This window comes from Coprococcus sp. AF51-11b1 (assembly GCF_027682785.1).
GTDB classification, from domain to species: domain Bacteria; phylum Bacillota; class Clostridia; order Lachnospirales; family Lachnospiraceae; genus Allocoprococcus; species Allocoprococcus comes.
In genome coordinates, this window is the sequence record NZ_JAQCZB010000002.1 from 274,022 (window position 1) to 298,551 (window position 24,530).

The 24,530-nt window shown below is 42.5% G+C and carries 25 protein-coding genes, 2 pseudogenes and 1 other annotated feature; of the genes and pseudogenes, 25 read left to right on the forward strand and 2 right to left on the reverse strand.

Going from position 1 to position 24,530, the window contains the following annotated elements; genetic code table 11:
* The first annotated feature begins 2 nt into the window (after positions 1-2).
* The 3 genes and pseudogenes from PGY05_RS03675 (at position 3) to PGY05_RS03685 (ending at position 2,488) form a co-directional block, all read left to right on the forward strand.
* Positions 3-1,400, forward strand: a complete 1,398-nt coding sequence (locus PGY05_RS03675; protein WP_175305748.1) for an alanine/glycine:cation symporter family protein — start codon at positions 3-5, stop codon at positions 1,398-1,400.
* Positions 1,401-1,669: 269 nt separating this feature from the next.
* A pseudogene (locus tag PGY05_RS16655) lies at positions 1,670-1,741 on the forward strand (hypothetical protein); the annotation flags it as partial.
* Between the two features lie 6 nt (positions 1,742-1,747).
* Positions 1,748-2,488 (forward strand): annotated as a pseudogene (locus tag PGY05_RS03685) (dihydrodipicolinate synthase family protein).
* Between the two features lie 98 nt (positions 2,489-2,586).
* Here PGY05_RS03685 and PGY05_RS03690 read toward each other — a convergent pair.
* Positions 2,587-3,147, reverse strand: coding sequence for a DUF1653 domain-containing protein (locus PGY05_RS03690; protein WP_195601977.1), 561 nt, complete (start codon positions 3,145-3,147; stop codon positions 2,587-2,589).
* Positions 3,148-3,311: 164 nt separating this feature from the next.
* On the opposite strand from PGY05_RS03690, the gene PGY05_RS03695 reads away from it, so the two are divergent.
* The 12 genes from PGY05_RS03695 to PGY05_RS03750 all read left to right on the forward strand — a co-directional run bounded on the left by PGY05_RS03695 (position 3,312) and on the right by PGY05_RS03750 (position 15,608).
* A complete protein-coding gene (locus PGY05_RS03695) occupies positions 3,312-3,722 on the forward strand; it encodes a peptide deformylase (RefSeq protein WP_270475374.1) in 411 nt (136 codons plus the stop codon).
* Positions 3,723-3,784: 62 nt separating this feature from the next.
* Positions 3,785-3,964 carry a hypothetical protein gene (locus PGY05_RS03700; RefSeq protein WP_270475375.1) on the forward strand — a complete coding sequence of 60 codons (180 nt, stop codon included), beginning with the start codon at positions 3,785-3,787 and terminating at the stop codon, positions 3,962-3,964.
* A gap of 235 nt (positions 3,965-4,199) precedes the next feature.
* Positions 4,200-5,132 (forward strand): AEC family transporter, encoded by a 933-nt coding sequence (locus PGY05_RS03705; protein WP_270475376.1) that lies wholly within the window; start codon positions 4,200-4,202, stop codon positions 5,130-5,132.
* A 143-nt stretch (positions 5,133-5,275) separates the two neighbouring features.
* On the forward strand, positions 5,276-6,364 hold the full coding sequence (locus PGY05_RS03710; protein WP_044999117.1) for a hypothetical protein: 1,089 nt from the start codon (positions 5,276-5,278) through the stop codon (positions 6,362-6,364).
* A gap of 44 nt (positions 6,365-6,408) precedes the next feature.
* On the forward strand, positions 6,409-7,680 hold the full coding sequence (gene codB, locus PGY05_RS03715) for a cytosine permease (protein WP_270475377.1): 1,272 nt from the start codon (positions 6,409-6,411) through the stop codon (positions 7,678-7,680).
* 229 nt (positions 7,681-7,909) lie between these two features.
* Entirely contained in the window at positions 7,910-9,988 is a 2,079-nt protein-coding gene (locus tag PGY05_RS03720; protein ID WP_195548863.1) for an efflux RND transporter permease subunit, read from the forward strand.
* Positions 9,989-10,110: 122 nt separating this feature from the next.
* On the forward strand, positions 10,111-11,691 hold the full coding sequence (locus tag PGY05_RS03725) for a glucose-6-phosphate isomerase (protein WP_195255541.1): 1,581 nt from the start codon (positions 10,111-10,113) through the stop codon (positions 11,689-11,691).
* 91 nt (positions 11,692-11,782) lie between these two features.
* The gene (locus tag PGY05_RS03730) at positions 11,783-12,895 is read left to right on the forward strand and encodes an iron-containing alcohol dehydrogenase family protein (protein ID WP_055247576.1); all 1,113 of its coding nucleotides are present in this window, start codon (positions 11,783-11,785) and stop codon (positions 12,893-12,895) included.
* Positions 12,885-14,027, forward strand: a complete 1,143-nt coding sequence (locus tag PGY05_RS03735) for a YkvI family membrane protein (protein ID WP_270475378.1) — start codon at positions 12,885-12,887, stop codon at positions 14,025-14,027. The genes PGY05_RS03730 and PGY05_RS03735 overlap by 11 nt, the downstream gene beginning before the upstream one ends.
* Before the next feature lie 121 nt (positions 14,028-14,148).
* Entirely contained in the window at positions 14,149-14,706 is a 558-nt protein-coding gene (locus PGY05_RS03740) for a DUF3841 domain-containing protein (RefSeq protein WP_008373458.1), read from the forward strand.
* Positions 14,682-15,254 carry a DUF3841 domain-containing protein gene (locus tag PGY05_RS03745; protein WP_195368236.1) on the forward strand — a complete coding sequence of 191 codons (573 nt, stop codon included), beginning with the start codon at positions 14,682-14,684 and terminating at the stop codon, positions 15,252-15,254. The genes PGY05_RS03740 and PGY05_RS03745 overlap by 25 nt, the downstream gene beginning before the upstream one ends.
* Positions 15,255-15,608 (forward strand): arsenate reductase family protein, encoded by a 354-nt coding sequence (locus tag PGY05_RS03750; protein ID WP_195368235.1) that lies wholly within the window; start codon positions 15,255-15,257, stop codon positions 15,606-15,608.
* A gap of 204 nt (positions 15,609-15,812) precedes the next feature.
* Here the strand turns inward: PGY05_RS03750 and PGY05_RS03755 are convergent, their stop codons facing one another.
* The gene (locus tag PGY05_RS03755) at positions 15,813-17,000 is read right to left on the reverse strand and encodes an MFS transporter (RefSeq protein ID WP_270475379.1); all 1,188 of its coding nucleotides are present in this window, start codon (positions 16,998-17,000) and stop codon (positions 15,813-15,815) included.
* Positions 17,001-17,107: 107 nt separating this feature from the next.
* Here PGY05_RS03755 and PGY05_RS03760 point away from each other — a divergent pair, with 107 nt between their 5' ends.
* The 10 genes from PGY05_RS03760 to rplL all read left to right on the forward strand — a co-directional run bounded on the left by PGY05_RS03760 (position 17,108) and on the right by rplL (position 24,337).
* Positions 17,108-18,016: an AraC family transcriptional regulator gene (locus PGY05_RS03760; RefSeq protein ID WP_082438255.1), complete on the forward strand. Its 909-nt coding sequence runs from the start codon at positions 17,108-17,110 to the stop codon at positions 18,014-18,016.
* Between the two features lie 201 nt (positions 18,017-18,217).
* Complete coding sequence (locus PGY05_RS03765; protein WP_442872493.1) at positions 18,218-19,408, forward strand: threonine/serine ThrE exporter family protein; 1,191 nt, start codon at positions 18,218-18,220, stop codon at positions 19,406-19,408.
* Between the two features lie 300 nt (positions 19,409-19,708).
* Complete coding sequence (gene rpmG, locus PGY05_RS03770) at positions 19,709-19,858, forward strand: 50S ribosomal protein L33 (protein WP_081445272.1); 150 nt, start codon at positions 19,709-19,711, stop codon at positions 19,856-19,858.
* A gap of 22 nt (positions 19,859-19,880) precedes the next feature.
* Entirely contained in the window at positions 19,881-20,093 is a 213-nt protein-coding gene (gene secE / locus PGY05_RS03775) for a preprotein translocase subunit SecE (RefSeq protein WP_008373480.1), read from the forward strand.
* A 36-nt stretch (positions 20,094-20,129) separates the two neighbouring features.
* Positions 20,130-20,645, forward strand: coding sequence for a transcription termination/antitermination protein NusG (nusG, locus tag PGY05_RS03780; protein ID WP_008373482.1), 516 nt, complete (start codon positions 20,130-20,132; stop codon positions 20,643-20,645).
* Between the two features lie 70 nt (positions 20,646-20,715).
* Positions 20,716-21,144, forward strand: a complete 429-nt coding sequence (rplK, locus tag PGY05_RS03785; RefSeq protein WP_008373484.1) for a 50S ribosomal protein L11 — start codon at positions 20,716-20,718, stop codon at positions 21,142-21,144.
* A gap of 84 nt (positions 21,145-21,228) precedes the next feature.
* Positions 21,229-21,921 (forward strand): 50S ribosomal protein L1, encoded by a 693-nt coding sequence (gene rplA / locus PGY05_RS03790; RefSeq protein ID WP_008373486.1) that lies wholly within the window; start codon positions 21,229-21,231, stop codon positions 21,919-21,921.
* 213 nt (positions 21,922-22,134) lie between these two features.
* A complete protein-coding gene (locus PGY05_RS03795; RefSeq protein ID WP_008373488.1) occupies positions 22,135-23,079 on the forward strand; it encodes an L-lactate dehydrogenase in 945 nt (314 codons plus the stop codon).
* 65 nt (positions 23,080-23,144) lie between these two features.
* Positions 23,145-23,281: a sequence feature (ribosomal protein L10 leader region), on the forward strand.
* Between the two features lie 75 nt (positions 23,282-23,356).
* The gene (gene rplJ / locus PGY05_RS03800; RefSeq protein ID WP_055247518.1) at positions 23,357-23,881 is read left to right on the forward strand and encodes a 50S ribosomal protein L10; all 525 of its coding nucleotides are present in this window, start codon (positions 23,357-23,359) and stop codon (positions 23,879-23,881) included.
* 81 nt (positions 23,882-23,962) lie between these two features.
* A complete protein-coding gene (rplL, locus tag PGY05_RS03805) occupies positions 23,963-24,337 on the forward strand; it encodes a 50S ribosomal protein L7/L12 (protein WP_022220337.1) in 375 nt (124 codons plus the stop codon).
* The last annotated feature ends 193 nt before the right edge of the window (positions 24,338-24,530 follow it).

Here is a 24,530-nt window from a genome sequence, read left to right on the forward strand (position 1 = left end):
GGATGTTATCTACAATTGAGTCGGTCAATAATGTAGTCAATAATTTTATCTGGGGTGTGCCGGCAATGATCTGTATCATCGGAGTAGGACTTCTGCTCAGTGTCAGAACCGGATTTATCCAGATCAGAAAATTTCCATACGCTATGAAGGTGACGATTGGGCGCATGCTTCGGAAAAAAGATGCCACAGATGGTGCAATGACACCATTTCAGGCGGTCTGTACCGCGCTTGCGGCGACAGTTGGAACCGGGAATATTGCAGGAGTTGCAGGAGCGATCGCAATCGGCGGACCGGGAGCAGTCTTCTGGATGTGGATCTCCGCACTTCTTGGAATGTGTACTAAATTTTCAGAAGTAACACTTGCCGTACATTTCCGTGAAAAGAATGCAGAAGGGGATCTGGTCGGTGGGCCAATGTATTATATTAAGAATGGTCTGAATAAAAACTGGCACTGGCTTGCATATTTGTTTGCTGCATTCGGTGTGCTGACAGTATTTGGAACTGGAAATGCGACACAGGTCAATACGATTACGACAGCAATTGATTCCGCATTATTCAATTACGGGGTGATTGGAGTGGATGCAGCAAAGACGGTCAATCTTGTGATCGGAATTGTGCTTGCGGTGTTGATTGCACTGATCCTTCTCGGTGGAATCAAGAGAATCGGACAGGTAACGGAAAAGCTTGTACCGTTCATGGCGGTTATCTATGTTCTGTTAGCTGCCGGAGTGGTTCTGTTGAATTTAAAAAATATACCACATGTATTTGTTTCAATTTTTGAAGGTGCATTTACACCGACATCTGTTACCGGAGGGGCAGTCGGAAGCTTCTTTATCAGTATGAAAAAAGGTGTGTCCAGAGGAATTTTCTCTAATGAGGCAGGTCTTGGTACCGGATCGATTGCACATGCATGTGCAGATACAAAAAAACCGGTGAAACAGGGATTCTTCGGAATCTTTGAGGTATTTATAGATACGATCGTAATCTGTACACTGACCGCACTGGTAATCCTGTGCAGCGGAGTTCCGATTGGTTACGGGGAGGCAGCAGGTGCGGAGCTTACGATTCTTGGATTTACTTCTACATATGGGAGCTGGGTATCGATCTTTACCGCGGTTGCAATGTGCTGCTTTGCATTTTCAACGATTATCGGATGGGGACTTTATGGAACCAGATGTATTGAATTTTTATTTGGAACGAAGATCAACAAACCGTTTATGGTGCTGTATTCACTGGTTGCGATCGTCGGAGCAACGATGGATCTTGGACTGATGTGGAATATTGCAGAGACATTTAACGGACTGATGGCAATCCCGAACTTAATTGCAGTCTTTCTGTTATCAGGAGTTGTGGTAAAACTTGTAAAAGAATATTTTGCAGGGGAAGGAAAAGGCGTATAGAAAAATGAAATACCTGGCAGAAAGTGAATTTTGCTTTCTGCCAGGTTTTTTTAATTTCCCAAATTAACACCATACACTTGAAAGTGGGCTTCAATTCGGTGTTTGGCTTCCCATAAAATCTGAACAACTTCTTTTTCTTTTTCCCCAGAAATACGGAAAGTTGGCATGGATACACTTAAAGCTGCGATTGGCGTATTATTGTAATCCAGTGGTAAATGGTGATCCGCAAAAAGCAGCACAGATGGATCGGTACATAGAATGGAAGAGCAGAAGAATATGTATTTGGATATTCCGTATTTAATGATCTTTCTTCAAGAGATCTGCAGACCAGACATGGATAGTGGCTGATTGCAGAATTGTCCAAAGGAATTACTCTGGAGGCTGGTGACATTATTGCAACCGGTACACCAGTTGTTACAGTTTTTGATGAAAAAGAAAAACCGGATTATGAAGGGAATAAAAAGGTAATTGATTTCCTGATTGAAGGAGGCGTTGATGGAATTTTTGTGTTGGGATCGTCCGGTGAATTTACAGGACTTACGAAACAGTAGAAACATGATTTCTTCAAATTCTATGTAGGTTATACTGCAGGGCGCACAAAGCTTTATGCTGGAACCGGAAGCCTTAATTTTGAAGATACTGTGGCGTTGTCAAATGAAGTGAATGAAATGGGCTATGAAGGAGCAATGGTTATCGGACCATGTTATTATGCACTGGATCAGGAAAAGATTTTTGTATATTATGATACGCTTGCAAAGTCAATAAAAGGAAATCTTTATATCTATAATTTCCCGGTAAGAAGTGGACATTCCATCGCTCCGGAAACCTTGAAAAAACTGGTAGAAAATAATACTAATATTAAAGGTTTAAAGGACTCCGTGTCAGAACCAAATCATACACATGAACTGATGCCACTCTATGACATGGATTCAAATTTCTCGCTCTTGTTCAAAAAACTAATGCAACATAGAGGAGTAGAAATTTCGGATCGCGCAATTTTCCCATACAATCAGATGGATGAAGAAGTGTATAAAAAAGCAGAAAGCTTGATGGATAAGGTGATTGAGGAGTATCAGAACCTGAAATAAGAAGAAACAAACAAAGCAGACATTCTGAAATGGAGAATCATCCGCTCCGGTATCAGCCGGGGACTGGGAGAGATTCTCCATTTTTATTTAATCATGATTTATTCATTTACTTCAAAACGCCAGTGCTGTCTGACACCTGGATATTTCTGGTGATCGACTTCGCTCATAAACATATCATATGGTCTTGCACAGATTTTGAATGGTGCATACATGGCCTGGTATACAACCAGCTTTTCGCCTGTTTCGGTATGTTCAGCAAAAGCCAGTACCTTGTAGAGGTATTTGGTGCTCTCTTCTGATACCCATTCTCTTTTGAAATGGCGCACAATATCTCCGACATGGATTTCACGGAGAGGTTCTGTGTCATTTTTTCTGGTGTCGGCAGAAAGCGTAAGAGCAGACTGTGCTTCTGGGATAACCGTACTGGTTTGTGTTGAGGCAGACGATTCCGGGTGGGAAATTACAGACGAAGAATCTATTTTATTTTCCGGATCTGCATCCAGATAAATATACTCATCTTTATCAAGAGAAACCGGTGCGCCGGTCTTGCCGATGATATGAACACCACCATACCAGGTGCCCTCGATTTTAAAAGTATCTCCGATCTGATATTCGGAAGAATATTCATCGTTCTTTTTTATGATTTTGATTTTATTCATAGATAATACACTCCTGTTTGTATTTGAAAACTAATCTAATTATATGTGCATTTTCCAATTTTTCCAACCTAAAAATGGGAAAAATCGTGTATACTGGAAAGTACTAGTTGCTGGTCACAGATACTGTGAACAGTAACTAGTACTACGGAAAGGGGAAAGATAAAATGGTAAAACCAATTATGAGAGATCTCTTTTTTCTGCGCCAGAAGGCAGAGAAAGCAACGAAAGAAGATTTTCCAGTTGCAATTGATTTACTGGATACATTAAAAGCGCACGAAGATGGCTGTGTGGGAATGGCAGCAAATATGATCGGGGTAAATAAAGCGATCATTGCAGTCAATATGGGATTTATGAATGTTGCGATGTTCAATCCGAAGATTGTAAAGAGAAACGGAAAGTATGAGACAGAAGAAGGATGCCTGTCTCTGGATGGTGTAAGAAAATGTGTGCGCTATCAGGAAATAGAAGTAGAATATGAAGATATCAATTTTAAACGGCAGAGACAGAAATACAGCGGATGGACGGCGCAGATTATTCAGCATGAGTGCGATCATCTGAATGGGATTATTATTTGATGGTATCCCAAAATCAAAGATCCGGCATTATGGTTTCGCGTTTTATGGAAAGAAAGTCTTGATTGGAACAGATAAATCGGAATAATGTTGTTATTACAACAGAAATGAAAATCCAGAAACCGTATACTTATCCACACAAAAAAGAAGATATGAGGAATGAAAATATGAGTAATACAGCGACGATTTCGCAGGAACTGGGTGAGATGAACCAGAAGTGCAGAGAGCTTCTGGGACAGGTGTAGCAAGAGAAAAGTCTGAAAAATGAGATTTCTTGACAGAGAACAGGGGATTTGGTATTGTTTAAAGGATGGAAAAATCTGACAGACGAGAAATAAACCGATAGAAAAGAAATGAAATAATAGGAAGCGAGTTGCGTCTGGCAATCCGCTTCTTTTAAAATTGGAGGTTGGACAGTGGCGTAGCGAGTGTAACGTAGCTATGCTTTTAGATTTTAACGAAAAGGAAAAGAGGGCAAAAATGGAACTGAGTATACTTCTGATGGAACAGATTGCAAAATTGTTTATTATGATCTTTATGGGATATGCGGTAGTAAAAATGGGATTGTTGAAAGATGAAGACAGTAAAGTACTGTCAACATTGGTGCTCTATTTGATTGTACCATGTGTGATTCTGAATGCATTTCAGGTAGACTATACGCCGGAAAAAGTGAGTGGACTGGAGCTGGCTTGCATTGCATCGTTATTGCTTCTTTTTATATTACTTCCAATCGTCAACCTGATTGGAAAGGTTCTTCATCTGAATGAAGTGGAAACGATGTCCATTTACTATTCCAATTCTGGAAATCTGATCGTACCACTTGTTGCATTTATGCTTGGAGATAAATGGGTATTTTATGCGTGTATATTTATGGGACTTCAGACTATCTTTTTCTGGACACACTGTAAAAAAGTACTTAGTCATGAAAAAGGATTTAATCTGAAGAAAATATTCTTTAATATCAATATCATTACGATTATCATTGCGATTACTTTGTTTTTTGCAAAAATACGTCTGCCGGAAATCATTACAGGAACGCTTAGTTCAGTCGGAGCAATGATTGGACCGGCAAGTATGTTTGTAATTGGGATGCTGATCGGTGGAATGGATTTAAAGAAAGTATTGACGAATAAGAAAGCATATTTTATTTCGTTTATGCGACTGATCGTGATTCCGCTTATTGCGTTGCTTATCCTGAAGGTAAGTGGTCTTGTGGGATGGAATAAAGAAGGAGAAGAAATCCTTTTGATTGTATTTATGGCGGTAATTTCGCCGGTTGCTTCAACTGTTACACAGATGTGTCAGGTATATGACAATGATTCCAGATATGCCAGTACGATCAGTGTGCTGACTACACTTGGAGCGATTGTGACGATGCCTTTGATGGTATTGGTGTTCCAGATGGTGATGTAAATAGAGAAATGGAAAAGAATGTTCTTGGAAACAGGGGCGTTCTTTTTTAATTTCCACTTGACATTCCCCCACTTTCAGCATAACATTTTGTAGAATGTTTATTGTTATGAAAAGTGGACTTACAGAAAAGGGGAAAATCACAGATGAAAAATTGGAATCAGGTTAAGCTGGTGCCGGAATTTAATGAACAGGGTGTAGCCTGTTATAAACTGGCCGGTGGGAACTATGTAAATGAATATTATGTTGTATCGGAAGCAGAGACAAGAAAGCTTCTGAATACACCGGAGATCGTCGGATATGAGGTATATGACTGCCTGATTCCTTCTACATCTCAGATGCTTTACTATTTTAAGGAACAGAAGAAAGTGACAACTGCAAATATTCTTTCTATCTTGAGAGGAGCGTTGAACTATCCGTTGGAGGAAAGCTGCTACAGAGAGCACATCCGTGTACACGATATCAGTTTCTTATCCAGTGAACGTGTATTTGCGGATGAAGAGATTGCAGGGCTTGAAATCAAATATAGTAAGCTTACCATGGTTCCGGACAGTACACTGATGATCGGAGATATCATTGCAAGTGGGGAGACTCTGATCCACTGCCTGCGCTATGTGACAGATTTTTACAGGAAGAACGGAGCAAAGCTTCGTAATATTATCATTTTCACAATTGGTGGAACAAAGGGAATTGAGATTCTTGAGAATCTTACCAGAGAGATCCGTGAGTTCTGGCCGGAATTTGAAGGGTTCATTACCGTGTATTATGAAGGAATTTTCAGTACTTATCAGGATAAAGGTGTGTCAGGAATCAACCTTCCGGATGTGGACTTCTACTGGAAGGATGGAATCATCGCGCCGGAGTTTAGAAGAGAGACACTTTCCATGTGCAGTCCGCTTTTTGAAAAATGTATCATCTACGATGGCGGGGCAAGACGCTATGAGATTCATGAGCATGTAGAGGAAGTTCTGGAATTCTGGGAAGGAATCAAAGAGAGAGCAGATAAGATTGATTTTAAAGAACTGCTTGATGAAAAGATTGGATACCCGACACCGATCAGTTATGAGGACTGGATCGAGAAGAACCACTATGAGAAGATCCGTCCGGCAGACACCAAGTGGCTGTACCGTCAGGAACAGGGATATATCGAGAGTATGAAAAATATTACATTAAAAGAACTGGCAGATCAGAGAATTACCGAATTTACCGATTCTTTGAAGAAATATATGCTATAAAAAGAATGAACTTGTTGATCACAGAGAATGGAATGAGGTAAAAAATGAGCAAAAACACGAAAGATACAACTGTTGATATTGACTATGCGGACCAGGCAGTTCCGAAAGAGGGCAGAAAAGGTTTCCTGACCATGTTTATGATCATGCTGGGATTTACATTTTTCTCGGCAAGTATGTGGGTTGGGCAGCAGATGGCAGCAGGACTTGATTTCTGGGGATTTATCAAGTCCCTTCTCCTTGGAGGAGCGATCCTTGGTATGTATACAGGACTTCTGGGATATGTAGGTGCAAAGACCGGACTTAGCATGGATCTTCTGGCAAAAAGAGCGTTTGGAGAAAAAGGATCTTATCTTTCTTCTGCAATGATCAGCTTCACTCAGATCGGATGGTTCGGTGTGGGTGTTGCGATGTTTGCAATCCCGGTATCAGGAGAACTTCTCGGTGGAAGTAAGGCTGCGATGTGGGCTCTGGTATTGGTTGCAGGAGGCTGTATGACCGCTTCTGCATATTTCGGAATTGATTCCCTTACGGTGGTAAGCTATATTGCAGTTCCGCTCGTTGCGATTCTTGGAACGGTAGCAATGGTGATGGCAGTTCGGCAGGGAAATGGAACGATCGTTGACCAGTTTGCAGTATCCAGTGGATCTGTGACCGTGATCGGTGGAGCGGGTATGGTAGTCGGTTCCTTCGTATCAGGCGGAACGGCAACTCCGAACTTTGCAAGATTTGCAAAGGATGCCAAATCAGGTACAATTGCAACGGTTGTAGCATTCTTTATCGGGAATTCACTGATGTTCTTTTTTGGGGCGATTGCCTATATTTTCGTTGGCGGAAATGATATCTTTGAGGTTATGATCCGTCTGAATCTGTTCTATATGGCGATTCTGGTTCTGGGACTCAATATCTGGACCACCAACGACAATGCGCTGTATTCAGCAGGTCTTGGACTGGCAAATATTTTCCGGCAGAAGAAGAAACCGATGGTTCTGATTTCAGGAATTATCGGAACACTTCTTTCTGTATGGCTGTATTACAATTTCTGTAACTGGCTGAACGTACTGAACTGTACCCTTCCGCCGGTAGGGATCATCCTGGTGCTCTCGTACTTCATAAATAAGAAGGAGTACGACAGTGATAAAGTAGAAATCAAAACTGTGAACTGGTTTGCCGTGATCGGTGTAATCGCAGGTGCAGTGGTAGCAAATCTTGTGTCATGGGGAATTGCTTCGATCAATGGTATGGCAGTTGCAGCGGTCTGCTATGTGGCTGGACAGGTGCTTTGCAAAAATCATAATGAAGTGACGGAAAAGGCATAAATGAATAGCGTAAATGAACGGGCGGATTCGGGGAACAGAGTCTGCCCGTTGCCATATTATGGAGCAAGATTACGCATAAGGTTACCGGTCTAAATAACATTATAAAAAAACTGACCATAAGTCAACAAACAAATTGACTTATGGTCAGTTTTGTTGTATATTGGTTTTGTAAAATAAATGACCAATAGTCATTAAAGGAGAAAAAATAAAAAGAAAAGAGGAATAAAGTATGGTAAAGGTTGGCAAAAAGATTGTTAAATTCAGAGTACCGATACTGATACTCAGTATTATCCTTTTGATTCCGGCTGTGTGGGGGTATGTGAACACCAGGATCAACTATGATGTGCTGACTTATCTTCCGGAAGACATTGAGACAATGCAGGGACAAGAGATCATGACGAATGATTTTGGGATCGGGGCATTTTCGATGCTGATGGTAGACGGCATGGAAGATAAAGAGATTGTGAAGCTGAAAGAAAAGGTAGAGAAGGTAGACGGAGTAGAGAATGTACTCTGGTATGATTCACTGGCTGATATTTCGGTTCCACAGAGCGTGCTTCCGTCAAAGCTGTATGATGAGTACAACACAGAAGACGGAACAATGATGGCGGTATTTTTCAAAGACGGAACTTCATCCGATGAAACCATGAAGGCAATTACCGAGATCCGTAAGATCACCGGAGAGCAGTGCTTCTTAAGTGGAATGTCTGCGATTGTAGAGGACACCAAAGAGCTTGCCGAAAAGGAAACACCGCTTTATGTACTGATCGCAGTCGCACTTTCTGCACTGGTTCTGGCAATTACGATGGAATCGATTTTTGTTCCGGTATTGTTCCTTTTGAGTATCGGAATCGCAATCGTATATAATCTTGGAACGAATGTATTTTTTGGAGAGATTTCTTATATTACGAAGGCACTGGCAGCGGTACTTCAGCTCGGTGTCACTATGGACTATTCTATTTTCCTGATGCACAGTTATCAGGAGCAGCAGGTGCGCTATAACGGAGATAAAGAGCGGGCGATGGCACACGCGATTTCCCAGACCTTTTCATCCGTAATCGGAAGTTCAGTTACGACGGTTGCCGGATTTATCGCACTCTGCTTTATGAGCTTTACGCTTGGAAAAGATATCGGTATCGTTATGGCAAAAGGAGTTATCTTCGGAGTTCTGGTTTGTGTAACCGTTCTTCCGTCCATGATCCTGTGCTGTGACAAGCTGATCGAGAAGACGAAACACAAACCGCTGCTTCCGGATATTGGAAGGATTTCAGATAAGGTGACAAAGCGTTATGTGATTTATGTAGTAGCATTTGTGATCCTTCTGTTTCCGGCGATTTACGGAAACAATCACACAGGTGTTTACTACAATCTGGACGAATCGCTGCCAAAGAATCTTCCGAGTGTCATTGCGAATACGAAATTAAAAGAAGATTACAATATGAACACCACACATATGATCCTAGTGGACAGCTCGGTTGCAGGTTCTGATGTTAAGAAGATGTCACAGGAGATTGAAAAAGTAGATGGTGTTAAATGGGTACTTGGACTGGATAATCTGGTCGGCTCCGGTGTCCCGGCAGATATGCTCCCGGAATCTGTCACCGGTATGCTGAAAAATGACAAGTACCAGCTGCTGATGGTAAATTCTACGTACAAAGTAGCAACGGATAAAGTAAACAAACAGATTGAGCAGATTGATAAGATCATGGATAAATATGATAAGGGTGCAATGCTGGTAGGAGAAGGACCATTGACAAAAGATTTGATCAACATTACAGACACGGACTTTAAGCGTGTAAGTGCAGTGTCTATTGGAATCGTATTTGTGATTATTCTGCTTCTGTTCAAATCAATTACTATTCCGGTGATCCTGGTCGGTGTGATCGAATTTGCGATCTTTGTGAATATGGGTATTCCGTTTTACACTGGAACAAAGCTGCCGTTTGTGGCATCAATCGTAATCGGTACGATCCAGCTTGGCGCGACTGTGGATTATGCGATCCTGATGACCACCAGATATCAGAGAGAGAGAAGCCGCGGCGCAGGCAAATTTGACGCGATCACAACAGCGCATAAGTTCTCTGCACAGTCGATCATCGTCAGTGCGCTCAGCTTTTTTGCTGCAACGATCGGTGTCGGACTTTATTCCAATATCGATATGATCAGTTCACTGTGTATCCTGATGGCGAGAGGTGCACTGATCAGTATGGTGGTTGTTGTGCTGATCCTTCCGTCCTTATTCATGGTATTTGACAAGATTATTGTAAAGACGAGCAAAGGTTTCCGACCGTCAGGCTTGAAATCATAACCACATCATAGTATAATTTTCTTGGATTATTATATGATACAAGGAACGGAGAAAAAGATCCGTGCGTATCAAAAGGGCTGATACAATCCTGCTATCATAAAAGAAATAAGGAGGAATCCACTATGATTAATTGGAACAATTTGGATACACTTACATCATTTAAAGAACTTTCGGAAGTAGAACGTGTCAATCTTGCAGAAGTGATGTCCGGTGCGAACGGAGCAGAACGTGTTAAGGATTACAGCGTTCCGATGACAGAGGATCTTACTTACAATTACGCTGCAAAAGCAGTAGATGATAAAGTACTTGCAGCACTTGCAAAGCTTGCAAAAGAAGCGCAGCTGACAGAAAAGTACGCAGCACTCTACAATGGAGAAGTGATCAACACAGGAGAAAAGAGACTGGTTCTTCATCAGCTCACCCGTGGACAGCTTGGAGATAAAGTAGAAGCTGACGGAGTAGACAAGCGAGAATTCTATGTTAAGCAGCAGCAGAGGATCGCAGATTTTGCCAATAAAGTACATGCCGGCGAGATCACAAATGCAGCAGGTGAGAAATTCACAACAGTCGTACAGATCGGTATCGGCGGAAGTGACCTTGGTCCTCGTGCAATGTATCTTGCACTTGAGAACTGGGCTAAGAAGAACGGCACATTCAAGATGGAAGCCAAATTCATCAGCAATGTTGACCCGGATGATGCAGCAGCAGTACTGAATTCAATTGATGTAGCACATTCTATTTTTGTTCTGGTATCAAAGTCAGGAACAACTCTTGAGACTCTTACCAATGAGTCATTTGTAAAAGATGCCCTGAAGAATGCAGGTCTGGATGCTTCCAAGCATATGATCGCTGTTACAAGCGAGACATCACCACTTGCAAAGAGCGATGATTATCTTGCAGCATTCTTCATGGATGATTATATCGGAGGACGTTACTCATCTACTTCAGCAGTCGGCGGTGCCGTACTTTCGCTGGCGTTCGGACCGGAAGTATTTGCACAGTTCCTTGCAGGAGCAGCAAAGGTAGATGAAGTTTCCAAGAATGAAGATTTATTGAAGAACCCGGCAATGCTGGATGCGATGATCGGTGTATACGAGCGTAATGTACTCGGATATCCGGCAACAGCCGTTCTCCCATATTCACAGGCACTGAGCCGTTTCCCGGCACATCTGCAGCAGCTGGATATGGAATCCAATGGTAAATCAGTTAACCGCTTTGGCGAGCCGGTAGATTACCCGACAGGTCCGGTGATCTTCGGAGAACCAGGAACAAACGGACAGCATTCCTTCTATCAGCTTCTCCACCAGGGAACCAACATCATACCGCTCCAGTTCATCGGCTTCAAGAACAGCCAGATCGGAACCGATGTTGTGATCCAGGACAGCACAAGCCAGCAGAAGCTCTGCGCAAACGTAGCTGCACAGATCGTAGCATTTGCATGCGGTAAATCAGACGAGAACCGCAACAAGAATTTTGAAGGTGGACGTCCGTCAAGTATTATCATCGGTAAAGAACTGACACCAGAGACACTCGGTGCACTTCTTGCACATTTTGAGAATAAGGTTATGTTCCAGGGATTTGTATGGAATGTGAACAGCTTCGACCAGGAAGGTGTTCAGCTTGGGAAAGTACTTGCCAAACGTGTACTTGCCCATGAGACAGACGGAGCACTGAAAGTATACAGTGATCTTTTAGATATCTAATCAGAATTAATGAAAGAGACCAGAGTCGGTGCGGATTTTAAGTATCCGTACCGGCTTTTTGAGTTATCTTTATAAGGGAAAGAGTGTGAATATGAAATTAGAAAATTACGAGGTGCATCTTCCGAATTATTCAATTGGAGATGCAATTTATGATAAGATCGGTCCGGTCTGCGAATCTTATGGAAAAACGGTACTTGTGATCGGCGGAAAAAGGGCACTTGATGCGGCTTTTGATAAGATCAAAGCGGCGGTCGACCAGACGAATCTGGAGATTATTGGAAAAGAACTTTATGGGAAAGACTGTACCTATCAGACGGTAGAAAAGCTTCGCCGGATGTCGGTTTATCAGAAAGCAGATATGGTATTTGGAGTAGGAGGGGGCAAAGCACTGGATACGGTAAAATGTCTGTGTATTACAGATGATAAGCCGGTGTTCAGCTTCCCGACAATCGCATCCAACTGTTCGGCATGTACATCGGTGTCGATCATGTATAACGAGGATGGTACATTTCTGAAACCGAATTTCTTCGTGCGTCCGGTCATGCATGCATTTATCGATACAGAAATCATAGCAAAAGCACCGAGTCAGTATATGTGGGCAGGAATTGGTGATACCTATGCAAAATACTATGAAGCAACAATCTCATCAAGGGATGAAAGACTGGAACATTTTACCTCACTTGGTGTAGCAGTCAGTCTGATGTGCAGGAATCCGCTTCTGGAATATGGACCGAAGGCATTTGCAGACCATAAAAAGGGACTGTGTACATACGATGTAGAGCAGGTGGTTCTGGCGATCGTTGTGACAACCGGAATTGCATCCATTTTCCTTACAAAAGATTTCACACCGGATTATAACAGTGGACTTGCACATGCAATTTTTTATGCTCTGACGAAGTATCCGGTGATCGAGCAGCGGCATCTGCACGGGGAAGTAGTTGGATTTGGTGTGCTTCTGGCACTTCTTGTAGATGGACAGGAAGAAGAATTTGAGAAAATATATCAGCTGAATCGCGAGATAGGGCTTCCGGTGTCTTTGAAAGAAATTGAGATTACAGAGGATGAATGGAAAGAAAGTATGGGACATATTCCGAAAATGTCGGATGTAGCACATTACCCATATAAGGTAACCCGGGAAATGCTGGAAGATGCAATGCAGAAACTGAAAGAAAGAGTCAGAAAGGATCAGAGCCATGAAGAATAAGAAATCCGCAGCTTCCTCTATGATTCTTGGGGTAGCGTTTGTTTGGTTTACAACACATTTCGGAGGTGGATTTGCCTCGGGTGCGCAGATCTACAGTTATTATGTGCGTTATGGAATCTGGTGTCTTCTGATGCCGGTTTTGGCCATGGGATATAATGCTTTATTTTTCGCGTACTGCCTCCGGTTTGCGAGAAAGCATGAGGTATATGATTACCGGTCTTATAACAATGCGTTTTACGGGAAGTTTGCGCCGGTATTTTCCAATTTGTTTGAAATACTGTATATTTGTGTGATGTGCGTGGCTCCCGCAGTTGCATTTGCGACAGGCGGAGCGACTTTAAGTACCCTGACCGGACTTCCGTATCTGCTGTGTACGTTGATTATCGGCATATTTATCTTCGTTGTGGCAGTATTTGGAACAGACCTGGTGCGTAAGGTGGCTTCTGTCCTGTCTGTCTGCATTATCGCAGGTCTTCTGATCGTGTATATTCCGAATATCATCGCAGGTGCAGGGCAGATTGCAGATACAGCTTCACGGATGACTGCAAATGGCGGATCCTTTGGGAAAGCACTCTATTCAGCATTTATTTACGGAACATTCCAGCTGGCAAATGTGGCTGTTTTTGTGCAGCATGCCAAGAGCTTTGAAAAGCCGGATGACGCGGTGCAAAGTATGGGAATCGGATGGATCATCAATGCACTTATGATGATCATGGTTGTGCTTGGGATTATGACTGTTTGTACCAAGCCGGAGATGAGCGAGGCGAGCGTCCCGACACTTTTTATGGTGCAGTGCGGTGTTGGAAAAGGATTTATGGTGCCGCTGATTTCTGTTTTGATTATTCTTGGATCGGTATCTACGGCGGTTAATATGGTGGCTGCAATGGTCAAGAGAATCTGTAGTGATCTTGATAAGATGAAAAAAGAGACAGGAACGGATGAGAAAAGAAAAATCGGTACAAAGGAAATTGTGGCAGCATTTATCTGCTGTGTTGTAGATTTTGGAATCGCACAGTTCGGGCTTCTGACACTGATCCAGAAGGCGTATAGTGTGCTGGCGTATCTGGCGATTCCGGTAATCCTTATTCCATATCTGATCCACATGGCAGTGACCAGATTTGATACGAAGTAATGAGAGAATAAAGGGAAAAGAGGACAAAAGATGCCAATCGGTGTTATAGTAAATGTAAGTATGGTGATGCCGGTTAGTTATCTTTGGAGTACTTATATTTTACCATTAGTGAGGTGATGGAATGGCAAAGATTACAGTGTGGTCAAAGCAGCATGAAAATGTCTGGAAAGTTCTTCAGGAGACCGGACGATATACGGTAAAGCGAGAGTATATCATAAAGGATCTCAAAGAACATTCGGAGCTGGTTCTGGATACTTATGAATGGCTGGTCAAGAACGGACCGGACTACGGGAATAAACCGGCGGATGTGGAATTTCCGGTATGGGTATCCTTCAGGCAGGATGCAACGATGCTTCCGGAAAAAGGAAGAGTGATCCTGGAACTGGAGATCGAAGAATCCCTGATTACCAGAGTGAATTTCACAAAATGGGGAATGATCCTCAACTATTCCTATATTCCGGCAGACAAGGCGGATGAAAAGCGGCACAAAGAGCTTCTGGAAGCCTATGGAGTCAGCGACACGCAGGCGTATATGTCGCAGTTCTATCCGGAGATCAAACGGGAGATCCGGGAGAGCTGGAAGAGGCTTTTTGATGATGACATCCAGATCGGAAGTGATGGATGTTATGGAAACATCTGGGAGGTGCGAAGAGAATGGGTGAAAAATGTAATACAATAACCTTATATGCATCACAGGCAGACCCGGTAATCGAAGCAATTGAGCGGAATGGCGTGTGCTATTCCAAAGAGGCGTATGTGCGGGAAAAATATCAGGAGAGTGCAAAGATTTTCACAACAGTCTATTCCTGGTTTGTGCGTGAGATGGAGAAATATGTGAAGAAGCCGGATGGTGCGGAGTATCCGTACTGGGCATTCCGTGAAGCCTATAATGTGGATCAGTCGATGGGCGGCAACTTCCTGACACTGGAAGTACCATTGGATGAAGTTCTGCTTTTTGATATGTATGACTGGAATAAGATTCTCTGTCTCAAATATATTGGGGAAGATGAAAAAGATGAGAAGCAGTTCCAGGAGCAGCTGGAGATGTATGGGATCAAAGAGATGGATGCGGTGTTGAGTAATTTTTATCCGTTACAGAAGGAGCAGATCCTGAAAAGCTGGCAACGTCTGACACGGTATCATGAAGAATTGGTACATGGAAATACAGAGCTTGTAAGGGATGTACAAGCAGGACTTTGGAGAATAAAAAAGGAGTGGATCAGATAGATGAAAGTATTGGTATACAGAAAATGCAGCACCTGTCAGAAGGCGCTGAAATGGCTGGAGGCGCATGAGATTGCATTTGAGGAACGGGCAATCGTGGAGGAAAATCCAACCTATGAAGAGCTGAAGGAATGGCATGCGATGAGTGGGTTCCCGCTGAAAAAGTTTTTTAATACAAGTGGGATGCTTTATAAGCAGATGCAGCTGAAAGACAAGCTTCCGACGATGACGGAAGATGAGCAGATAAAGCTGCTGGCGACAGATGGTATGTTGGTGAAAAGACCGTTTGTAGTTGGGAACGGATTTGTACTGACCGGGTTTAAAGAAAAAGAATGGGAAGAAAAATTGTTGAAGTAGTGGGGAAGATGAGTGCTGTAAAAGGTGCTCATCTTTTTATTCTGCCTGTAAAGAATGTGTAAAAAGAATTGAAAGAAGACGGAACACTTACGAAACTGAGTAAGAAATGGCTTGGACAGGATACGGCTCCGGAAGAGGACCGATTTGAAAAAACGATAAATTAAAAAGAAAAATAACGGGTAACTCAATGAAAAGAGGAACCCGTTATTTTTTATTCAGATTTTTTGATTTTATTAGACCAAGGAGCAGGACGGCCGGAAAAATAATGGCTGCGAAAATCCCGGTTTTCAGACTGCTGCCGGCGTAGGAAGATACCAGACCTGCAAGCGTCGGACCACCGGAACATCCCAGATCTCCGGCAAGTGCAAGGAGGGCAAACATTGTTGTGCCGCCACGTGGAATAGAGACGGATGCGGTGCTGAAAAGTCCCGGCCACATAATTCCAACGGAGAATCCGCAAAGCGCACATCCCAAAAGGTTCAGCGCAGGAAATGGAAGGATGGAAATACATAAATAGGAAAGGATGCAAAGAATGCAGCTTCCTCTCATGAACAGATCCAGCCGGATCCTGTCTCCGTATTTTCCGTAAAGCAGCCGGGAAGCCCCCATACAGGCTGCAAAGGTAAGAGGACCGGCAAGATCGCCGAGTGTTTTGGAAATGTGCAGGCTTGTCTCGGCAAAAGTGGATGCCCATTGGCTGACTGCCTGTTCGCTGGCACCGGCACAGGTCATCATAAGCATTAACATCCAGAAGATTTTAGATGTGCACAATTCTCTGAGAGAAAGTCCCTGTTCACCTTCTTCATGAAGGGAGTAGATTGGTGCATTTCTGAAGAGGAAAGTGTTAAATATTGGGATGACAGCCCACATAAGTGCGAGGATTTTCCAGTGCGATATTCCGAAAAACCAGAAAAATGCGGTTGATAACAGAACAACGCCCACATGCCCCCAACAGTAAAAGGAATGCAGGAGACTCATTGCTTTTTCTTTGTTATCAGTAGGGCAGGCTTCAATGATCGGGCTTACCAGTACTTCGAGAAGTCCACCGCCGATCGCATAAATGATAACTGCGATTACAAGTCCGGTATAAGGGGAGGAAAAAACTTCCGGAAGAACGGTGAGTAATATCAGTCCTGCCGCAGAAAGGATATGCGCAATTAAAATCGAAATGCGGTATCCGATCCTGTCGATGAAGAATGCGGATAGAAGATCGACAAACAGCTGAATGATAAAGTTGAGTGTGATCAAAAAGGTAATTCGTTCTAGTGAAATATGGTAATTATTTTGGAAAGTGACAAAAAGAAGAGGAACAAAATTATTTACGATAGCCTGAACGATGTAACCAATAAAACAAGCGTAGATGGTCTGCATACAATTTGTGCTTTTTTTCATTTCTTAAAAGCTCCTTTCAAAATAGCACTATATCATATTGGAGGGGTGGATGTCTTGACGAATATCGCAGAAACATAGTACAATATCTCCAAAACACAAAAGGTATAATGAAAATGCAAATAACAGAGATAATAACAGATGAAACACTGAGGGAAATACGTGAACACGGAACGCCGGAGTTTCCTTTTGAATATTATCTGGATGATATCGATGAAATTGGTCAGGGTTATGTCGAATGGCACTGGCATAATGAGATTGAATGGGCATGGGTTGAATCTGGAAAAGTAATCTGCAGGATTGGAAATGAAAAGATTATCCTTGAAGCGGGGGAGGGGATTTTTATAAACAGCAGAGTGATCCACCGATTTGAAACACCGGGTGGTGCGCTTATGCCAAATATCCTGCACGCTCCAGAGCTGCTTGCTGCGCGGGAAAGTGCAATTTATCAAAAATATGTTAGTCCTGTAATTACATATGGTAAAGAATATGTGATTTTGGAAAAAGAAAAAAATAGTGGTATATTAAGTCTGCTGGATGAGATATACAAAGATGCCGGAAAGGAAATGCTTAGAAAAGAACTGATTATACAGAACAAGATCAGCAGATTATGGGATGAATTGTTTGAAGAAGTTCCGGATATTGTACAGAGAGAGTCCCGGAATAAGAATCTCCTTTTACAGTCGCGGCTCAGAGAGATGATGCAGTTTATAGAAAACCATTATAAAGAACGAATTTCTTTGGAAAGGCTGGCAGCGGAAGCGAATATTAGTAAAAGTGAAGCCCTTCGATGCTTTAAGCGTGGAATAGGGACGACTCCGGTGAAATATTTGATCGATTACAGACTGGAGAGGGCAAGAGAATTATTGTGTAAGACGAATGATACGGTTATTCGGGTTGCCGCAGATGTGGGAATAGATAATACAAGTTATTTTGTAAGAATATTTAAGAAAATGTATGGGATGACACCAGGAGCATTCCGGGAAGAAGAAGGACTGAAAAAGGCTGGAGAAAAATAACATACTAGAAGAAATTCTCCGAATTTAGTTGACTTTTTGATACATCATGATATCATTACTTCGTATGGCTGAAGTGTTCGGGAGGGTGGAACAACTGGCTTTGTAAGAAGAACAAAAGAGAGAGGTTTTGGGAAAAGGAAAATGAATGTGAAATACGATTACGAGAGAATTGTGCAGGGGATCCTGGACATTGGGGAAGCTATGATTAGATGTGGAGCGGAGAACTTCCGTCTGCAGGACAGTCTGTACCGTATTTGCAGAAGTTATGGATTTGTAAAGTATGATATTTTTGTTATACCAAGCAATATCCAGATTACGGCAGAGACACCGGAAGGGCAGATTATTACACAGATCCGACTGGTAGAAATAGGGGAATGTGACTTTGACAAGCTGGATTATCTGAATAATCTGTGCCGTAAAATCTGTAAAGAAAAGCCGGATGCAAAAGAAATGAGAAGACAGTTTGAAGAGGTGATGGGAAGACCGGAACAGAAGTGGTACACCCATTATGCGGCCGGTATTTTAGGTGGTACCGGATTTGCGGTATTCTTTGGATGTGATATAAGGGATGCGATCATTGCGGTGATCGTATCAATTGTGATCGTTGCAGCAGGGAACTGGCTGGCCGAACGTGAGAAGAACCTGCTGGCATATAACCTGATCTTATCGTTTATTGCAGAGATGATCATTCTGTTATCTGTTAAATTTGGATTTGCGGATCATGAGGAGCGGATCATGATCGGAATTGTCATGCTCCTGATCAGTGGACTGAGTACGACGAACGGAATCCGTGATCTGCTTCAGAAAGACTTTATCTCCGGATCGATCAATATCATGAATTCCATGCTTGGTGCTTCCGGAATCGCATTTGGTACGGCGATACCGATGATTCTTTTTGGCGGTGTAGAGGCGGAAGGATATATCCTTACCCCGAATCTGATCGTACAGCTGATTTCCTGTACCGCAGCCTGCGTGGGATTTGCACTGTGGTTTAAGATCCGGGGCATGCAGGTGGTTTACTGTGGAATCGGAGCATTTTTTACATGGCTGATTTATGCACTTGTTTATGAGGCGCGTCCAAGTAACTTCCTTGCAACTACAATTGCGGCGACATTCGTTGCATTCTATGCATTTATTATGTCGCGGATAAATAAAGCACCATCAACAATTTTCCTGACAGCGTCTGTATTCCCTCTGATTCCTGGACCGAATCTGTACTATGTAATGTACGCATGCGTAAGCGGGAATATGCATATGCTCCTGGAACAGACGATCACACTTTTTGCAACCTGCGTTGCAATTGCATTTGGATTTAACTTTGTAGATATTGCATCAAGAACTATCATGCGTGGTATGAAGGTAGAATATCACATTGGAAAAAGTGACAGATAAATAAAAAGTTTCAGCCGCGGATTTCATTCTGCGGCTGAAATTTTAGCCTGTGTGCCGGGAATATGCCTGGATGAGAGCAGATTCCGGATGCACCTGGACAGTCCGAAGGCTTTCGTAAAAAATTATTTAATTTCTTGACTTTATACTTTCGGTATGGTACACTAACCTAGCGAATGGAAGTATAGGTCTTTTTTTTATGCCTATTTTTAACAAAGAAAGTTTCAGGCGTGAAGCTTTCACGACAGCCTCGCAAGCTGTCATGCAACTAAAAATTAGAACATAAAAAGCGAGGTGGAAGTTGTGCGTACAAGAATTACACTGGAATGTACAGAATGCAAGCATCGTAACTACAACATGACAAAGGATAAGAAGTCTCATCCGGAACGCATGGAAACAAAGAAATACTGTAGATTCTGCAAATCACACACATTACACAAAGAGACGAAATAGTCGTTGAAGGGAAGTGAATGTTATGGGCGAATCTAAAGACAAAGCGAAGACAAAAGAGAAGAAAACTCCTTTCTTCAAAGGTCTGAAAGCTGAGTTTAATAAGATTATCTGGCCAGACAAAACCACACTTACCAAACAGACAGCTGCGGTCGTAGTTGTTTCCGTTATCTTAGGAGCGATTATCACGATCTGTGATATCCTGGTAAAATTCGGGGTAGATTTATTAGTTAGATAAGATACTGATAAATGGTAATGCAGGAAAGGTGAGTTTATGGCAGAAGCAAAATGGTATGTTGTGCATACCTATTCAGGGTATGAAAACAAGGTAAAAGCCAACATTGACAAAACGATCGAGAACCGTCATTTGGAAGATGAGATCCTTGAGGTCCGTGTTCCGATGCAGGAAGTTGTCGAATTGAAGAACGGCGTACAGAAAGCGTCTCAGAAAAAGATGTTTCCGGGATATGTTCTGATCCACATGATCATGAACGATGATACCTGGTATGTGGTACGAAACACAAGAGGTGTTACAGGATTTGTAGGTCCTGGATCCAAACCGGTTCCGCTTACAGATGAAGAGATGGCACCACTTGGTATCCAGAAAGAAGACATCGTGGTAGATTTTGAAGAAGGAGATACTGTGACAGTAACAGGCGGAGCCTGGGAAGGAACAGTCGGCATGATTCAGACTATCAATATGGCTAAGCAGAGCCTGACGATCAATGTTGATTTATTCGGCCGCGAAACGCCGGTAGAAATCAGTTTCGCAGAAGTCAAAAAAATGTAACTTTATGCGCAGTGCATAATGAACACGTGGGAGGGAAATCCCCGCAAATACCACAAGGAGGTACTTTAAAATGGCAAAAAAAGTTTCAGGTTATATCAAATTACAGATTCCAGCTGGAAAGGCTACTCCGGCTCCACCGGTTGGTCCTGCTCTTGGACAGCACGGTGTAAATATCGTTGAATTTACAAAACAGTTCAACGCAAAGACAGCTGATCAGGGAGATCTGATCATTCCTGTAGTAATTACAGTTTACAGTGACAGAAGTTTCAGCTTCGTTACAAAGACTCCTCCGGCAGCAGTTCTTATTAAGAAAGCCTGCAACCTTAAATCTGGTTCAGGTGTTCCGAACAAGACAAAAGTTGCTAAGATTACAAAAGCTCAGGTAAAGGAAATCGCAGAACTTAAGATGCCAGACCTGAACGCTGCATCCGTAGAAACAGCTATGAGCATGATCGAAGGAACATGCCGCAGCATGGGTGTAACTGTAGTAGAGGACTAATTCAGACTGCATAAGCAGAATGTAAGGAAACTGAAAAAATACGTGGGAGGGAATTCCCGTAATCACCACTAGGAGGTATTTAGAATGAAAAGAGGAAAGAAATACGTAGAAGCTGCAAAGTTAATCGACAGAGCAACTCTCTATGATAGAGATGAAGCGATCGCACTTGTTAAGAAGAGCGCGACAGCTAAATTTGATGAAACAATCGAAGCTCATATCAGAACAGGATGTGACGGACGTCATGCAGATCAGCAGATCCGTGGCGCTGTAGTTCTTCCGCACGGAACTGGTAAAAAGGTTCGTATCCTTGTATTTGCTAAGGACGCTAAAGCTGAAGAAGCTAAAGCTGCCGGAGCAGATTACGTAGGTGGAGATGAACTCATTCCGAAGATCCAGAATGAAAACTGGTTCGAATTCGATGTAGTTGTAGCTACACCGGATATGATGGGTGTTGTTGGACGTCTCGGACGTGTACTTGGACCAAAAGGTTTAATGCCAAACCCGAAGGCTGGTACAGTAACAATGGACGTTACAAAAGCTATCAACGAAATCAAAGCTGGTAAGATTGAGTACAGATTGGACAAGACAAATATCATCCATGTACCGGTAGGAAAAGCTTCTTTCACTGAAGAACAGCTTGCTGACAACTTCCAGACGCTTATCGATGCGATTAACAAAGCTAAACCGGCAGCAGTAAAGGGTCAGTATCTTAAGAGTGTGACACTTACTTCTACAATGGGACCTGGTGTAAAAATCAACCCAATGAAGCTTGCTTAATCAGTATTGAATAAATGTAAATAATAGAGACACCGTATGCGGAGTGATCCGTTACGGTGTCTTTTTGTGCAACATGAAATCTAACAAACAGTATTCTGTATACATTGTGCATTTTTTGACGAACAATGCATGAAAACATTGAAAATCGGGGAAAATAATGATAACCTATGCCTGTGAAAAAAATATCAAGCAATTAAAAGGAGGCACTTTGTCATGGTTAATATTCAAAAGGCAGCAATTATCGGATGTGGGTTTGTAGGAGCGTCCTCTGCGTTCAGCTTACTTCAGAAAGGGATCTTTTCCGAACTGGTACTGATCGATGCGAATAAAGAAAAAGCAGAAGGGGAGGCAATGGACATAAGCCACGGTAGACCATATGCGCACCCGATGAAAATATATGCGGGATCTTATGATGATATCAGTGATTGTTCACTAATCATCATTACAGCTGGAGCAAATCAAAAACCGGGAGAGACAAGACTGGATCTGGTACACAAAAATGTAGCAATTTTCAAATCGATTATTCCGGAAATCACAAAACGCGGATTTGAAGGAATCCTGCTTGTTGTAGCAAATCCGGTGGATATTCTGACTTATGCGGCACTTAAGATTTCCGGATATCCGAAGGAAAGAGTATTCGGAAGCGGAACCGTTCTGGATACTGCAAGATTCCGCTATCTGTTAAGTGAACATCTTCAGGTTGCGAGCCGGAGCGTACATGCCAATATCATCGGAGAGCATGGAGACAGTGAGCTTGCTGTATGGAGCGGGGCAAATGTAGCGGGAATTCCAATCAATGATTTCTGTGAACTTCGTGGACATTATCAGCATCAGGAATCTATGGAAAGAATTTATAAGACTGTGCGGGACAGTGCTTATGATATTATCCAGAAAAAGGGTGCAACCTATTATGGTGTGGCAATGGCGGTTGCGAGAATTGCAGAAAGCATTGTTATGAATGAAAATGCGGTTCTTCCAGTCACGAGTCTGATGGAGGGAGAATACGGACTGGAAGGACTCTGTATCAGTGTTCCGACCATAGTTTCGCAGAAAGGTGCAGAAAAAGTTCTTGAGATTCCACTGAGCGATGAAGAAAAAGAAAAATTGCTTTCATCTGCAAAAGAATTGAAGGAAGTTCTGGATGGTTTGGACTTATAATAGAAGAAACTGGATGAAATTGAAAAAATGAAAAAATACACTTGACTTTCTGGTAAACGTATGCTATATTTACGAAGTAACTGCCGAAGACAGTAGGTGCCGTAAGGCATAAGGGTCAAAACGCCTACCGAGGAAGACAAGATTCATTAGATTTGAATTTGTAAACCTCTGTGCTTTGGCGCGGAGGTTTTTTAGCGCATGATTGCGTGATATGAAAGTCCCCGCTGGGACCGAGACTTTCTGGCAGTTGAAAATACTACAAGGAGGTGCACCATTCGTGGCAAAAGTTGAATTAAAACAACCTATCGTACAGGCAATCGTTGAAGATCTCACAGATGCTCAGTCAGCAGTTATCGTTAACTACTGTGGACTTACAGTAGCTCAGGATACTGAACTTCGTAAACAGCTGAGAGAAGCAGGTGTTATCTACAAAGTTTGCAAGAACACAATGATGAAGAGAGCTTTTGAAGGAACAGATTTCGCACAGCTTGACGAATATCTGGAAGGACCGAACGCTATTGCAATTTCTAAAGAAGATGCAACAGCACCGGCAAGAATCATCTGCGATTTCGCTAAGAAAGCAGAAGCTCTTGAAGTAAAAGCAGGTGTAGTTGAAGGCTCAGTATATGATGCAGCTGGTATTCAGGAACTTTCTAAGATTCCGTCAAGAGAAGTACTGCTGTCCAAATTACTTGGAAGCTTACAGTCACCTATTACAAACCTTGCTCGTGTTCTTAATCAGATCGCAGAACAGGGTGATGCTCCGGCAGAAGCTGAAGCAGAAGCACCGGCAGCAGAGTAAGCTGTACCGGAATCCCATCCGAGTGTGGGAACAGTAAGAGGCGAAAGAGCCAATCATTAAAATCAAATGGAGGAAAATAAAATGGCAAAATTAACAACAGCAGAATTTATTGAAGCTATCAAAGAATTATCTGTACTTGAATTAAATGACTTAGTTAAAGCATGTGAAGAAGAATTTGGTGTATCCGCAGCAGCAGGTGTTGTAGTAGCAGCAGCTGCAGAAGGTGGAGCAGCAGCAGAAGAAAAAGATGAGTTCGACGTAGAACTTGTTTCTGCTGGAGCATCTAAAGTTAAAGTTATCAAAGTTGTTCGTGAAATCACAGGACTTGGACTTAAAGAAGCTAAAGAATTAGTTGACGGAGCACCGAAGGTAGTTAAAGAAGGCGTTTCTAAAGCTGAAGCTGAAGAAATCAAAACAAAACTTGAAGCTGAAGGAGCAGAAGTTAACCTTAAGTAATTTTGGTTATCACACTGTGAATGACAAGAGCGTATCGCGCAGGATTTCCTGCAGTGATACGCTCTTTTGATTTTTTGTACTTTTCTGCGGTATGCATACAATGATGACGAGGATTGCGAGAGTGCAAAGCACGGAGCAATCTGGTATCAAAGGGACCGAAAATAAATTTTGCCACTTACATTATAAAATACAA

What these genes read in the sequence shown, in the direction of transcription:
- PGY05_RS03720 (WP_195548863.1), top strand. Translation starts at nt 7,910, where the DNA reads ATGGTAAAGGTTGGCAAAAAGATTGTTAAATTCAGAGTACCGATACTG.
- PGY05_RS03760 (WP_082438255.1), top strand. Translation starts at nt 17,108, where the DNA reads ATGAAAATGCAAATAACAGAGATAATAACAGATGAAACACTGAGGGAA.
- PGY05_RS03705 (WP_270475376.1), top strand. Translation starts at nt 4,200, where the DNA reads ATGGAACTGAGTATACTTCTGATGGAACAGATTGCAAAATTGTTTATT.
- PGY05_RS03755 (WP_270475379.1), bottom strand. Translation starts at nt 17,000, where the DNA reads ATGAAAAAAAGCACAAATTGTATGCAGACCATCTACGCTTGTTTTATT.
- PGY05_RS03765 (WP_442872493.1), top strand. Translation starts at nt 18,218, where the DNA reads ATGATTAGATGTGGAGCGGAGAACTTCCGTCTGCAGGACAGTCTGTAC.
- PGY05_RS03690 (WP_195601977.1), bottom strand. Translation starts at nt 3,147, where the DNA reads ATGAATAAAATCAAAATCATAAAAAAGAACGATGAATATTCTTCCGAA.
- nusG (WP_008373482.1), top strand. Translation starts at nt 20,130, where the DNA reads ATGGCAGAAGCAAAATGGTATGTTGTGCATACCTATTCAGGGTATGAA.
- PGY05_RS03710 (WP_044999117.1), top strand. Translation starts at nt 5,276, where the DNA reads ATGAAAAATTGGAATCAGGTTAAGCTGGTGCCGGAATTTAATGAACAG.
- PGY05_RS03735 (WP_270475378.1), top strand. Translation starts at nt 12,885, where the DNA reads ATGAAGAATAAGAAATCCGCAGCTTCCTCTATGATTCTTGGGGTAGCG.
- PGY05_RS03795 (WP_008373488.1), top strand. Translation starts at nt 22,135, where the DNA reads ATGGTTAATATTCAAAAGGCAGCAATTATCGGATGTGGGTTTGTAGGA.
- rplA (WP_008373486.1), top strand. Translation starts at nt 21,229, where the DNA reads ATGAAAAGAGGAAAGAAATACGTAGAAGCTGCAAAGTTAATCGACAGA.
- rplK (WP_008373484.1), top strand. Translation starts at nt 20,716, where the DNA reads ATGGCAAAAAAAGTTTCAGGTTATATCAAATTACAGATTCCAGCTGGA.
- rplL (WP_022220337.1), top strand. Translation starts at nt 23,963, where the DNA reads ATGGCAAAATTAACAACAGCAGAATTTATTGAAGCTATCAAAGAATTA.
- PGY05_RS03730 (WP_055247576.1), top strand. Translation starts at nt 11,783, where the DNA reads ATGAAATTAGAAAATTACGAGGTGCATCTTCCGAATTATTCAATTGGA.
- PGY05_RS03675 (WP_175305748.1), top strand. Translation starts at nt 3, where the DNA reads ATGTTATCTACAATTGAGTCGGTCAATAATGTAGTCAATAATTTTATC.
- PGY05_RS03740 (WP_008373458.1), top strand. Translation starts at nt 14,149, where the DNA reads ATGGCAAAGATTACAGTGTGGTCAAAGCAGCATGAAAATGTCTGGAAA.
- PGY05_RS03725 (WP_195255541.1), top strand. Translation starts at nt 10,111, where the DNA reads ATGATTAATTGGAACAATTTGGATACACTTACATCATTTAAAGAACTT.
- secE (WP_008373480.1), top strand. Translation starts at nt 19,881, where the DNA reads ATGGGCGAATCTAAAGACAAAGCGAAGACAAAAGAGAAGAAAACTCCT.
- PGY05_RS03745 (WP_195368236.1), top strand. Translation starts at nt 14,682, where the DNA reads ATGGGTGAAAAATGTAATACAATAACCTTATATGCATCACAGGCAGAC.
- PGY05_RS03695 (WP_270475374.1), top strand. Translation starts at nt 3,312, where the DNA reads ATGGTAAAACCAATTATGAGAGATCTCTTTTTTCTGCGCCAGAAGGCA.
- PGY05_RS03750 (WP_195368235.1), top strand. Translation starts at nt 15,255, where the DNA reads ATGAAAGTATTGGTATACAGAAAATGCAGCACCTGTCAGAAGGCGCTG.
- codB (WP_270475377.1), top strand. Translation starts at nt 6,409, where the DNA reads ATGAGCAAAAACACGAAAGATACAACTGTTGATATTGACTATGCGGAC.